The organism is Streptomyces sp. RerS4 (assembly GCF_023515955.1).
Classification (GTDB): Bacteria; Actinomycetota; Actinomycetes; order Streptomycetales; family Streptomycetaceae; genus Streptomyces.
This window is the reverse complement of record NZ_CP097322.1, coordinates 2,124,830-2,137,038: the sequence shown is the minus strand read 5'-3', so window position 1 is coordinate 2,137,038 and position 12,209 is coordinate 2,124,830. Positions and strand designations below refer to the sequence as shown.

General features: G+C 70.7%; 10 protein-coding genes and 1 pseudogene. 6 read left to right on the top strand and 5 right to left on the bottom strand.

The genetic code is table 11. The features are described from left to right. Window positions 1–59: 59 nt before the first annotated feature. Both M4D82_RS09805 and M4D82_RS09800 read left to right on the top strand, forming a co-directional pair. Window positions 60–1,088 (top strand): 6-phosphofructokinase, encoded by a 1,029-nt coding sequence (locus M4D82_RS09805; protein ID WP_249771649.1) that lies wholly within the window; start codon window positions 60–62, stop codon window positions 1,086–1,088. A 133-nt stretch (window positions 1,089–1,221) separates the two neighbouring features. Beyond that, complete coding sequence (locus M4D82_RS09800; RefSeq protein ID WP_249765666.1) at window positions 1,222–2,214, top strand: 2-hydroxyacid dehydrogenase; 993 nt, start codon at window positions 1,222–1,224, stop codon at window positions 2,212–2,214. Between the two features lie 33 nt (window positions 2,215–2,247). Here the strand turns inward: M4D82_RS09800 and M4D82_RS09795 are convergent, their stop codons facing one another. Then, window positions 2,248–4,134 carry an anthranilate synthase family protein gene (locus M4D82_RS09795; RefSeq protein ID WP_249765665.1) on the bottom strand — a complete coding sequence of 629 codons (1,887 nt, stop codon included), beginning with the start codon at window positions 4,132–4,134 and terminating at the stop codon, window positions 2,248–2,250. A gap of 360 nt (window positions 4,135–4,494) precedes the next feature. Here M4D82_RS09795 and M4D82_RS09790 point away from each other — a divergent pair, with 360 nt between their 5' ends. Next, window positions 4,495–5,850, top strand: coding sequence for a class II 3-deoxy-7-phosphoheptulonate synthase (locus M4D82_RS09790; RefSeq protein WP_249765664.1), 1,356 nt, complete (start codon window positions 4,495–4,497; stop codon window positions 5,848–5,850). A gap of 161 nt (window positions 5,851–6,011) precedes the next feature. Further along, window positions 6,012–6,350: a (2Fe-2S)-binding protein gene (locus tag M4D82_RS09785; RefSeq protein ID WP_249765663.1), complete on the top strand. Its 339-nt coding sequence runs from the start codon at window positions 6,012–6,014 to the stop codon at window positions 6,348–6,350. A gap of 26 nt (window positions 6,351–6,376) precedes the next feature. On the opposite strand, the gene bfr is transcribed toward M4D82_RS09785, so the two are convergent. Further along, on the bottom strand, window positions 6,377–6,856 hold the full coding sequence (gene bfr, locus M4D82_RS09780) for a bacterioferritin (protein WP_249765662.1): 480 nt from the start codon (window positions 6,854–6,856) through the stop codon (window positions 6,377–6,379). Window positions 6,857–7,028: 172 nt separating this feature from the next. Between bfr and M4D82_RS09775 the strand changes: the two genes are divergently transcribed. Further along, the gene (locus M4D82_RS09775) at window positions 7,029–7,661 is read left to right on the top strand and encodes a sulfite oxidase-like oxidoreductase (RefSeq protein ID WP_249765661.1); all 633 of its coding nucleotides are present in this window, start codon (window positions 7,029–7,031) and stop codon (window positions 7,659–7,661) included. A gap of 16 nt (window positions 7,662–7,677) precedes the next feature. On the opposite strand, the pseudogene M4D82_RS09770 reads toward M4D82_RS09775, so the two are convergent. Both M4D82_RS09770 and M4D82_RS09765 read right to left on the bottom strand, forming a co-directional pair. Continuing rightward, window positions 7,678–7,871, bottom strand: a pseudogene (locus M4D82_RS09770) (DUF4396 domain-containing protein); the annotation flags it as partial. A 26-nt stretch (window positions 7,872–7,897) separates the two neighbouring features. Continuing rightward, a complete protein-coding gene (locus M4D82_RS09765) occupies window positions 7,898–8,755 on the bottom strand; it encodes a deoxyribonuclease IV (RefSeq protein WP_249771647.1) in 858 nt (285 codons plus the stop codon). A gap of 222 nt (window positions 8,756–8,977) precedes the next feature. Between M4D82_RS09765 and M4D82_RS09760 the strand changes: the two genes are divergently transcribed. Continuing rightward, window positions 8,978–10,126, top strand: a complete 1,149-nt coding sequence (locus tag M4D82_RS09760) for an RNA-guided endonuclease InsQ/TnpB family protein (protein ID WP_502988897.1) — start codon at window positions 8,978–8,980, stop codon at window positions 10,124–10,126. 50 nt (window positions 10,127–10,176) lie between these two features. Here the strand turns inward: M4D82_RS09760 and pknB are convergent, their stop codons facing one another. After that, window positions 10,177–12,087 carry a Stk1 family PASTA domain-containing Ser/Thr kinase gene (gene pknB / locus M4D82_RS09755; RefSeq protein ID WP_249765660.1) on the bottom strand — a complete coding sequence of 637 codons (1,911 nt, stop codon included), beginning with the start codon at window positions 12,085–12,087 and terminating at the stop codon, window positions 10,177–10,179. Window positions 12,088–12,209: the final 122 nt, after the last annotated feature.

Sequence of the window (12,209 nt, the reverse complement as noted above, 5' to 3'; positions counted from 1 at the left end):
GGGCCCTTGCTGTGACCTGCGTCACCACTAGCGTGACCGTCATGGCGAAGGGAGATTCCATGAAGGTCGGAGTGCTCACGGGCGGCGGCGACTGCCCCGGGCTCAACGCGGTGATCAGGGGCGTCGTCCGCAAGGGCGTCCAGGAGTACGGATACACGTTCCTCGGTTTCAAGGACGGCTGGCGCGGACCGATCGAGGGGGACGCCGTCCCCCTCGACATCCCCACCGTCCGGGGCATCCTGCCCCGCGGCGGCACCATCCTCGGCTCCTCGCGCACCAACCCCTTCAAGACGGAACACGGGGTTCGCGAGATCAAGGAGAACCTCGCCAAGTACGAGGTCGACGCGCTCATCGCGATCGGCGGCGAGGACACCCTCGGCGTGGCCGCACGCCTGTACGAGGAGTACGGCATCCCGTGCGTCGGCGTGCCGAAGACCATCGACAACGACCTGTCGGCCACCGACTACACCTTCGGCTTCGACACGGCCGTCGGCATCGCGACCGAGGCCATCGACCGGCTGCACACCACCGCCGAGTCGCACATGCGGGTCCTGGTCGTGGAGGTGATGGGACGCCACGCGGGCTGGATCGCCCTGCACTCGGGGCTGGCCGGCGGGGCCAACGTCATCCTCATCCCCGAGCAGCGCTTCGACATCGACAAGGTCTGCGCCTGGGTGACCTCCCGGTTCAAGGCGAGCTACGCGCCGATCGTGGTGGTCGCCGAGGGCGCGATGCCCACCGACGGCGAGATGGTCCTCAAGGACGCCACCAAGGACTCCTTCGGACACGTCCGTCTCTCGGGCGTCGGCGAGTGGCTGGCCAAGGAGATCGAGGAGCGCACCGGCAAGGAGGCCCGTACGACGGTCCTCGGGCACGTCCAGCGCGGCGGCACCCCGAGCGCCTTCGACCGCTGGCTGGCCACCCGCTTCGGGCTGCACGCGATCGACGCGGTGCGCGACGGCGACTTCGGCAAGATGGTCGCGCTGAAGGGGACGGACATCGTCCGGGTGCCGATCGCCGAGGCCACGGCGAGGCTCAAGACGGTGGACCCGGCGCTGTACGCGGAGGTCGGCGTCTTCTTCGGCTGAGCCGACCCGGGCGGCCCGACCCGGGCGGCCGGCTTCGTCTGACACGGGCCGCACCGCACGGCGGGCGCGAACCGTGGGTCGTATCGTGACGAAACGACCCATGGTTCGTCCGGCTCGACGTACGGGAGCAAGCGTGGAGATCCTGGCCTTCGGAGTGACCGCCGACGAGAAGCCGCTCCTGGAGCGCGCCTTCGCCGGGCAGCACGAGGTCCGCTGCCTCGACGTGTTCCTGGACGAGGACACCGCGCCGATCGCCGCCGGCTACGAGATCGTCTCCTCCAGCGTCAACGCCGACCTGAGCGGCCGGGTCCTGAACACCCTCGCGGCCGGCGGGACCAAAATGATCACCCAGCGCTCCACCGGCTTCAACAACATCGACCTCGACGTGGCCCGCCGCCTCGGCATGACGGTCGGCCGCGTCTCGTACTACTCCCCCCACTCGGTGGCCGAGTTCGCCTGGACCCTCGCGATGGCCGTCAACCGCAAGATCACCCGCGCCTCCAACCGGACCCGAGACTTCGATTTCCGACTGAACGGGCTGATGGGACGTGACTTCCACGGCCGCACGGCGGGCGTCCTCGGCACCGGCAAGATCGGCGAGGCCTTCGCCCGCATCGCCCGCGGCTTCGGGATGGACCTGCTCGGCTGGGACATCGCCCGGAACCCGGCCTGCCTGGAGCTGGGCATGAAGTACGTGGACAAGGAGGAGCTGTTCGCGCGGGCGGACCTCATCAGCCTGCACGTCCCCCTGCTGGAGGCCACCCGGCACATCGTCGACGCGACCGCCCTGAAGGCCATGCGCGACGACGTGATCCTCGTCAACTCCAGCCGCGGCGGACTCATCGACACCGAGGCCCTCGTCGCCGAACTGCGGGCGGGCCGCTTCACGGGCGTCGGCCTGGACGTCTACGAGGCCGAGGCCGGGGTCTTCTTCCTCGACAAGTCCCTGGAGCCGGTCGAGGACGACACCCTGGCCCGGCTGGTCACCTTCCCGCACGTGCTGGTGACCAGCCACCAGGCCTACTACACGGCCGACGCCGTCGGCCAGATCATCGAGGCCACCGTCCGCAACGTGGCCGACTACCTCGCCGGCCGCCGCTCCGAGAACACCCTGGTCCCCTCCTGAGGGACGGTGACGACACCCCGCGGACGACGGGACCTACGCCGGGGCCGTCACCCCGCTCAGCAGGTCCCGCACCAGCTCCACCCCGCGCAGGGTGAGCACCGACTCCGGGTGGAACTGCACCCCCGCGATGTTCGCCGCGCCCGACCGCAGGGCGTGCACCTCGCCGGTGGCCAGGTCCCGGGCGACCTCCACGCCCTCCCCGGCCAGCCGCAGCGCCAACTCGTCGGAGCAGTGCGCGGTGTAGGTGTTGTAGAAGCCGACCACCTCCTCGACCCCGAACAGGTCGATCCGGGTCTGCGCCCCCTGCGCCGGCTCCGCCTTGCGGATCAGCGGCAGCCCCAGCTCCGCCGCGAGCAGCTCGTGACCCAGGCAGACGCCGAGGATCCCGCCCCGGTGCGAGGCCAGCAGCTCCCCGGCCAGCGCGCGCAGCATCCGCATCTTCGGGTCGTCGGCCTCGGCCGGGTTGCCCGGCCCGGGGCCGAGCACGATCGGGCCCTCCCAGGCCAGGGCGGTCGCCCGCAGCCCGGGGTCGTCGTAGCGCAGGACGGTCACGTCCAGCCCGGTCACCCGCAGGACGTGGGCCAGCATCGCGGTGAAGGTGTCCTCGCCGTCCACCACCAGGGCGTGCCCCGTGATCTGCTCCGGGCGCTCCTGCATCCGCAGCCAGAACGGGGCCAGGTCCCCGCGCCGCGCGTCCAGGGCCGCCCGCACCCGGGGGTCGTCCGTCAGCCGGGCCCCCTCGAAGGCCGGCCGGGGCGCGGCCTCCCGTACGCCCAGGGCGGCCAGTACCCCGGCGGCCTTGGCGTGGGTCTCGGCCACCTCGCCCAGTGGGTCGGAGTGGCGGACCAGGGTGGCGCCGACGGCCACGCGCAGGGCGCCGTCGGAGGCGATGTCGGCGGTGCGGATCAGGATGGGGGAGTCCAGGGTCTGGCCGCCGGTGGCGTCCAGGCCGAGGAGGGCCAGCGCGCCCGCGTAGTAGGCGCGGCCGCCGCTCTCGTAGCGCTCGATCACCCGGCAGGCGTTCTGCACGGGGGAGCCGGTGACCGTCGCCGCGAACATGGTCTCCCGCAGCACCTCGCGGACGTCCAGGGACGAGCGTCCGCGCAGCTCGTACTCGGTGTGCGCGAGGTGGGACATCTCCTTCAGGCGGGGTCCGACGACCACCCCGCCCATGTCGCCGACCGTGCACATCATCTTGAGCTCCTCGTCGACCACCATCGACAGCTCCTCGGTCTCCTTGCGGTCGCCGAGGAAGGCCAGGAGCGATTCGGGCGTGGGGCCTTCGGCGGGGTAGCGGTACGTGCCGCTGATCGGGTTCATCACGACGGTGCCGCCCGCCATGCGCACGTGCACCTCGGGGCTGGCCCCGACCAGCGTCCGGTCGCCCGTGTGGACGACGTACGTCCAGTACGCGCCCCGCTCGCCCAGCAGCAGCCGCCGGAACAGGGCCAGGGCGTCGGCCCGGCCGAAGCCGTCGACGCGGCCCTCGTAGGTGCGCCGGATGACGAAGTTCGCGCCCTCGCCCCGGCCGATCTCCTCGCGGATCACCCGCTCGACGGTGGCCGCGTACTCCTCGTCGGAGACGTCGAAGCCGCCGCCGTCGACGCGGACCTCGTGGTCGGGCAGCGCGGCCAGGGCGGCGTCCAGCGGCAGCTCCCAGGCCTCCTCGGCGGCCAGGACGCTGAGCGGGGTGCCGTCGTCGCGGACGTCGAAGCCGCGCTCGCGGATCTGCCGGAACGGGACCAGCGCGAGGGTGGGCAGCTCCCGGACGGGCAAGTCGGCGAGCCGCTCGGCCGCGTGGACGGGGCCGACGAGCACCTCGACGGTGTCGTGGTCGCGGCCCGGGGTGCGCCGGCGCAGCAGCGCGAAGGGCGGGCAGGAGTCGTCGAGCAGCCGGCTGAGGTCGTGGGTGTCGGGCATGGTGTGGACGGGTCCTTCCGGTCGGCCGGTGGGTCCGGCTCGGTGTCGGCGGGAGGGGCGCCCGGTGCCCGTGTCCTGGAACACGGAAGGCCGCCCCTCGGGGCGGCCTTCGCTTCGCTCGTGTCAGTGGGTACGCACGAGGTGTGGGCCGCCGGGAGCGGACCACCACCAGTTCTGGTCGGAGTGTGCGTACATGCGAGGCACCCTAGCCCAAGCGGACGCGACCCCGCTGCATCCGTTCTATACGGGCGTGTGAACCATGGATTCCGTTCTCTTCGGGCCCTGCGGCCTTCGAGGCACGCCGTCTCACCAGGTGGGCGTCGGGCCGGACGGGACGTGAGACGCCGTAATGTGTACGAGGTGACCGTGAACGCTGAATCCCAAGCCCCCGCCCACCAGGCGACCTGGCGAGACCTTCCCGCGGCGCAGCAGCCTTCGTACCCCGATGCCGAGGCACTGCGCGCTGTCGTCGCGGACCTCGAGTCGTATCCTCCCCTCGTTTTCGCGGGTGAGTGCGATCAGCTGCGCGCCCGTCTGGGAGCCGTCGCCAAGGGCGAGGCGTTCCTGCTCCAGGGTGGCGACTGCGCCGAGGCCTTCGACGCCGTGTCCGCCGACCACATCCGCGCCAAGCTGAAGACGCTGCTCCAGATGAGCGCCGTCCTCACGTACGCGGCCTCCGTGCCCGTCGTGAAGGTCGGGCGCATCGCCGGCCAGTACTCGAAGCCGCGCTCCAAGGACACCGAGACCCGCGACGGCGTCACCCTGCCGACCTACCGCGGCGACTCGGTGAACGGCTTCGCCTTCACCGAGGAGGCCCGCGTCCCGGACCCCGAGCGCCTGAAGCGGATGTACAACGCCTCCGCCTCCACGCTCAACCTGGTGCGCGCCTTCACCACCGGTGGCTACGCCGACCTGCGCCAGGTGCACGCCTGGAACCAGGACTTCGTGAAGTCCTCCCCGTCCGGGCAGCGCTACGAGCAGCTCGCGCGGGAGATCGACAACGCCCTGAACTTCATGAAGGCCTGCGGCACCGACCCGGCCGAGTTCAAGGCGGTGGAGTTCTACGCCTCCCACGAGGCGCTGCTGCTCGACTACGAGAGCGCGCTGACCCGCACCGACTCGCGCACCGGCAAGCTGTACGACACCTCCGGGCACTTCGTCTGGATCGGTGAGCGCACCCGCCAGCTGGACCACGCGCACATCGAGTTCTGCTCGCAGATCGCCAACCCGATCGGCATCAAGCTCGGCCCCACCACCACGGTGGACGAGGCGCTGACGTACATCGACCGCCTCGACCCCGAGCGCGAGCCGGGCCGGCTGACCTTCGTCGTCCGCATGGGCGCCGACAAGGTCCGCGACAAGCTCCCCGAGCTGGTCGAGAAGGTCACCGCGTCCGGTGCGACCGTCGCCTGGGTCACCGACCCGATGCACGGCAACACCTTCGAGGCGGCTTCCGGCCACAAGACGCGTCGTTTCGACGACGTGCTCGACGAGGTCAAGGGCTTCTTCGAGGTCCACAAGGCGCTGGGCACCCACCCGGGCGGCATCCACGTCGAGCTCACCGGTGACGACGTCACCGAGTGCGTGGGCGGCGGCGACGAGATCTTCGTCGACGACCTGCACCAGCGCTACGAGACGGCCTGTGACCCGCGCCTGAACCGCAGCCAGTCCCTGGACCTGGCGTTCCTGGTCGCCGAGATGTACCGGGACCAGTAGGAGCGATCAGTAGGTGCTTTCCTACGACGATGGGGCGCGGATCGATGTGATCCGCGCCCCATCGTCATACCCGGGTCTTTTAGGCCACCCTAACTTTGGGTACGGTTAGGTAAGCCTCACCGAATCGGGGTGGCCCTGTAGAACCGTTCCGCATTTGGGAGGTGAACCGCGTGTACGTCTGCTCTTGCTTCGGGATCACCGACCAGCAGGTCAAGGAACACGCGGCTGCCGGGGCCTGCACCCCCCGCCAGATAGCCTCGGCCACCAAGGCCGGAACCGACTGCGGATCCTGCGTGCGCACCATCCAGGGCCTCCTCGGCCGCGGGGCCTGCCCGCGGCGGGAACTGCTGGACCAGGGCAAGGGCGCCGCGGTGCTCGCGGCCGAGACCGCGCCGGCCAAGCCGCTCGTGGCCGAACCGCTCGTGGCCGAGCCGGTTCTCGCGGAGCCCGTTCTCGCGGAGCCCGTTCTCGCGGAGCCCGTTCTCGTCGACGCCGCCTGAGGCGGTCCGCCCCGTAGCCGGCGAGATCAGCTTTCGGGCTGTTCCAGCAGCTGGGCGATGTACAGCGGCTCGCCGATGCTCTCGATGAGCTCCAGCTGCGTGTCGAGGTAGTCGATGTGGTGCTCCTCGTCCTCCAGGATCTCCTCGAAGAGCCGTGCCGAGGTGACGTCACCCTTGCCGCGCATGACCTCGATGCCCCGCCGGAGCCGGTCGATGGCCTCCACCTCGACCTGCCGGTCGGCCTGGAACATCTCCGTCAGGGTCTGGCCGACGCGTACGTGGAAGAGGCGCTGGTAGTTCGGCAGGCCGTCCAGCATCAGGATGCGCTCGGTGATCTTGTCCGCGTGCTTCATCTCGTCGATGGACTCGGCACGGGTGTAGTGGGCGAGCTTCGTCCAACCCTTGTTGTCCTGGATGCGGTAGTGCAGCCAGTACTGGTTGATGGCGGTGAGCTCGCCGGTCAGCTGCTCGTTCAGAAACTCAAGGACCTCGGGGTCGCCCTGCATCGCAGAGGCTCCTTCCAAGCAATGTCAGCTAGTGACTGGGCAGGTGCGCGCATCTTTGCACCGCCGCCGGGGGTCGTCCAGTAAGTGCCTCCTTAGTGGGAGTTGCCCTGACATGCCCGTATGGGCCGCGACCTGGTCATGACCACCCCGCGACGTCTGTCACCATGGAGGCATGGGTCAGCCGGAAAGCCGGGAATCTCCGGGAGCAGAGCAGCTGGAGCTCCCTCCCGGGCAGCGGTTGCAGCGGGGTTGGCCCGTCACCCACTACGGTCCCGTGCCCAAGTTCAAGCCGGAGCGCTGGGAGTTCCGCGTCTTCGGGGCGACGGCGGACGGTGAGAAGCACTGCTGGAACCACGAGGAGTTCGCGGCCCTGCCGTTCGAGACCGTGGTCGCCGATCTGCACTGCGTCACGAAGTTCAGCATGCTCGGCGCCGAATGGGGTGGGGTGCCGGCGCGCACCCTCCTCGAACTGGCGCCGCCGGCTCCGCAGGTCACGCACGTGATGGTGTGGGCCGAGTACGGCTTCAGCTCCAACATGCGACTGGCCGATTTCGCGGCCGAGCGCACCCTCTTCGCCACCCACATGGGTGGCGAACTACTGACGGCCGAACACGGTTTCCCGCTCCGCCTCGTCGTGCCGCACCTGTACGCCTGGAAGGGCCCGAAGTGGGTCCGCGGCGTCGAGTACATGACCGCCGACCGCCGCGGCTTCTGGGAGGAGCGCGGCTACCACAACATCGGCGACCCCTGGCGTGAACAGCGCTACTCCTACCAGGAGGAGCCGGGGGACGGCCCGGAGCTTTAGCGCCTGTCCGGCGGATCATCAGTTCCATGACGGCGATCGAAAGGGTGTCCGCTGCCAACGCCACCCGAACGGCCGAACGGAAGTCCACTCCGGCGGCGAGGATCCCGCGCAGGGTGAACGCGTGGCCGAAGAAGAACGCGAGGCGATCGCGAGGGCCATCGTCGGGACGTTCCCCCAGCCGAGCGCGGTGCCGATGACCATGCCGAGCACCGGTGCGGCGTGAAGGGATCTCCGGATCAGTGGGAGTCGCGCAGCTCCTTCAGCAGGGCCACGTCCGCGGCGTGCCCTTCCTTGCCGCCCGGCGTCTCGATGATCAGCGGAACGCCGTCCATCTCGGCGTGCGAGAACAGTTCGGCGAAGGCGTCCCGCCCGATGTGGCCCTGCCCGATGTTGGCGTGCCGGTCCTTGTGCGCGCCGACGCCCTCCTTGGAGTCGTTGGCGTGGATCAGCTTCAGCCGGCCCGCGCCGACCGCCTCCACCAGCAGGTCGAGGGTCTGCTTCGCGCCGCCCGGCTCCGCGAGGTCGTGGCCGGCCGCGAAGATGTGGCAGGTGTCCAGGCAGACGCCCAGCTTCGGATGGTGGTCGAGGGCCTCGAAGTACGGGCCGAAGTCCCAGGTCCGCGAGCAGAGCGAGGAGCCCTGGCCGGCGGTGGATTCCAGCAGCAGGAACGGGTCGTCGTCGTGCGTCAACTCGTCCAGCAGCGGCAGCAAGTGCTCCCTGACCTGCGCGTACGCCGCCTCGCGCGGCCGGCCTCCAGTCGCCGAGCCGGTGTGCACGACCACCCCGAGGGCGCCGATCTCGCGGCCCCGGCGCAGCGAGTGGCGCAGGGACTCCACCGACTTCTCCACCGTCGCCTCGGTGTGCGAGCCGAAGTTGATCAGGTACGGCGCGTGCACGTACGCCGGGATCGACGCCTCGGCGCAGCCGGCGCGGAACAGCTCGTCCTGCGCCGGGTTCCCGGTGGGGGTGGCCCAGCCGCGCGGGTTCGCGACGAAGACCTGGACGGCCTCGGCGCCCATCTCACGGGCGTAGGAGAGGCCGACCGAAGCCAGCCCACCGGCGACGGGCACGTGCCCGCCCACGGGATTGCGTATCACTGGCCCGTCACCTGATTTCTTCCAGGAGGCCCCGGTCTTCAGGCCGGGGAGGAATGGGTCCTCGGGGCGGAGCCGCGAAGCGGCGGAGTTCTCTGCGCATCTGCTGTGACCTGCACTTTCGGTTGATTGTCAGTGGGCGGGGCTACGGTCTTGACCATGGCGACGACGTAGGAGACAGCGCAGGGGGCCGGGCTCGCCCGGTACACCTTCCGCCTGCGTGTGTCGGCCACCGCGCTCACCGGGCTTGAAGGCGAGTGGGCGCGGTGCCGTTGGCCGTGGAACGAGTGCGTTGCCGTGTCCCTCAGGGTCCACATCGGCAACAAAACGGCCGGGGAGAAGGCGACGTGCGGTCCGGCGCGACTCGACAGGATGCTGACCGAGGCCCGCACCGCCATGGGATGGCTGCGTGAGGGAAGCTCGGTTCCTCAGCAGCAGATCATCCGGGACTTCGGCACGTCCCGCGCGAAGGCGGTGAAGGACATCAGGGCGAGGCTGCCGGTGCGGCAGCGTGCCGGGATCCCCAGGCCGAAGAAGAAGCGTGAGGCTTTGCCGAGTCTGAACTACACGCGGCGCGGCTTTCGGATCAGGGACGGCCGTCTGCACCTGGCGGGCGGCATCGTCTTGACCGTGGTGTGGTCGCGGGGCCTTCCGGCCGACCCGACATCCGTGCGCGTGTACCAGGACAGCGCCGGGGCGTGGTACGCCGGTTTCGTCGTCGCGACCGAGACCGAGACCGAGCCGCTGGCCGCCACGGGCAGGGTGATCGGCATCGACTGGGGCGTCAAGGAGACCGCGACCACCACATCCGACGCTCACGACCTGCCCCACGCGCAGCACGGCAGGAAGGCGCAGGAAAAGCTGACCCGCTACGACCGGATGATGGCTAGGCGCAAGCCCAAGAGGGGCCATGCTGGTTCGAAGGGCTACCGGCACGCGAAGAAGCTCCGCTCCAAGCTCTACAAGAAGGTCGCCGGTCAGCGGCAGGACACGGCCCGAAAGTGGGCCAAGCGCGTGGTCCGTGACCACGACGCTCTGGCGGTGGAGGACTTCCGGCCGAAGTTCCTCGCGCAGTCCACCATGGCGAGGAAGGCGGCGGACGCCGCGATCGGCGCGACCAAGCGTGCCCTGATGGAGATGGGCCGCAAGCACGGCCGGACCGTGCACCTGGTCCACCCCGCGCACACCACCATGGACTGCGCACAGTGCGGAGCGAGAGCCAAGCACGCACTCCCCCTCTCCGAACGTACGTATACGTGCACCGCGTGCGGAGCCGTCTCGCCCAGGGACAAGAACTCCGCCCGCGTGATGCTTGTCCGGGCTGGTCTCGACCCGGCTAGTGCTGATCTTGTAAGCCCTGCCACCTGCTAGGCGTCAGGCGAAGTGAGCTAGGAATCCCCCTCGTTCACGAGGGGGAGGTTTCAAAGTCCCTTGGTCTGTAGGGTGATCGTGGAGCCCTCGGCGGCGCTCTGGCCGCCCGGCACCGACTGGGTGTCCACGGTGTTGCTGAAGGACAGGAACGGCTTCTCCACCTTCACCTTGAAGCCCAGCGCCTCCAGCGTCCTGCGGGCCGTGTCCGCATCCTGGTTCGTCACGTCCGGCACCTGGACCTGGCGCGGGCCCTTGGAGGCGGTCAGCGTCACCGTGTCGCCGGCGGCGGCCTGGGCGCCCGGGGCGAGCGACTGGTTCGCGACGCGACCGGCCGGCTGCGCGGAGTTCACGGCCTCCGGGGCGGTGGCCACCTTCAGGCCGATCCCCTCCAGCTGCGCCTTCGCGGCGGCCAGGTCGAGGCCGACCACGCTGGGCACCGGCACCGGCTTGCCCTTGCTGACCACGAGCGCGACGGCCGTGTCGGGGGCCCGCTTCTGGCCGCCCGCCGGGTCGGTGCTGATCACCGACCCCTGGGCGACGTCCTGGCTGAAGGCCTGCGTGACGATGCCGGGCGCCAGACCCGTCTTCGTCAGCTCGCTCTGGGCCTCCTGGAGCGGTCGGCCCTTCAGGTCGGGCACGCTGACGGTCTCGGGGCCCCGGGAGATGGTGAGCGCCACCGCGCCGTTGCCGCGGATGCGCTTGCCGCCGCCGGGGTCGGTGTTCATCACCGTCCCGCGGTCGAAGGCGTCGCTGAACTTGCGCTCGACGCTCTTGACGCCGAGACCGGCGGCGGACAGCTGGGAGCGGGCCTGCTCCTCCGTCTTGCCGAGGAGGTTGGGGACCTTCGTGAACTGGCCGGAGTTGATGTACCAGACGCCGACGCCGAGCCCGAGGGCGAGCAGTACGGCGGTCACCACGAGGACCACGCCCCGGCGCGGGCGGGGCAGGCGCCGGGAGGCGGGGGCCGGGGCGGGTGGCGCGGGGGGCATCGTCAGGCGCGAGGTGTGGTGCACCGGCTGCCGCTCCTCCACCGGGCGGGGGATCACGCTGGTGCGGTCCTCCGTGGACGACCGCACCTCGGCGCGCGCCTGTGGCGGTACGGCGTCCAGCTCGGTGTCGCCGAGCCGCGCGCGGGCCTCGCGGACCAGCCCGAGCAGCGCCGCGGCGTCGTGCGGGCGCAGCTCGGGGGAGCGGGAGGTGGCGTGCGCGACCAGCTCGTCGAGGGCGGCGGGCAGGCCGGGTACGGCGGCCGAGGGAGGCGGCACGTCCTCGTGGAGGTGCTGGTAGAGCACCTGGGCGGGGGTGCCGCCGATGTGCGGCTTGGAGCCGGTGAGCATCTCGTACAGCACGACGCCGCAGGCGTAGACGTCCACGCGGGTGTCGGCGACACCGCTCTCGATCTGCTCGGGCGCCAGGTAGGAGACGGTGCCGAGGACGGCGCCGGTGGTGCTGGTGACCGTGTCGACGGAGCGGACCAGGCCGAAGTCGGCGACCTTGACGCGGCCGTCGTCGCCGATCAGGACGTTCTCGGGCTTCATGTCGCGGTGCACGAAACCGGCCCGGTGCGCGGCGCCGAGGGCGGCGAGGACCGGCTCCAGGATGTCGAGTGCGGCGCGGGGCTGGAGGGCGCCGCGCTCGCGCAGGACGTCACGCAGGGTGCAGCCGGAGACGTACTCCATGGCGAGGTAGACGTACGGGCCGTCCGTGCCCTGGTCGAAGACGGCGACGACGTTGGGGTGGGCGAGCCGCGCCACGGATTTGGCCTCGCGGATGAAGCGGTCCACGAAGGCGGCGTCGGCGGCGAGGGCCGGGTGCATGACCTTCAGCGCGAGGACGCGGTCGAGGCGGGTGTCGACGGTCCGGTAGACCGTTGCCATGCCGCCGGCCGCGATGCGGGCGTCTACGCGGTAGCGGCCGTCGAGCACGCGCCCGACGAGGGGGTCATCCAGGGTCGTATCCACCCGCCGATTCTACGAGCCGGCACGTTTGCCCCGTCCGGGGCGTCCAGGCTTGCAGCGCAGCCGTGACATGAGGGGGGCGGGCGCGGCGTACGGAGCTTGCGGCGCGGGCCCGCTATCACCCC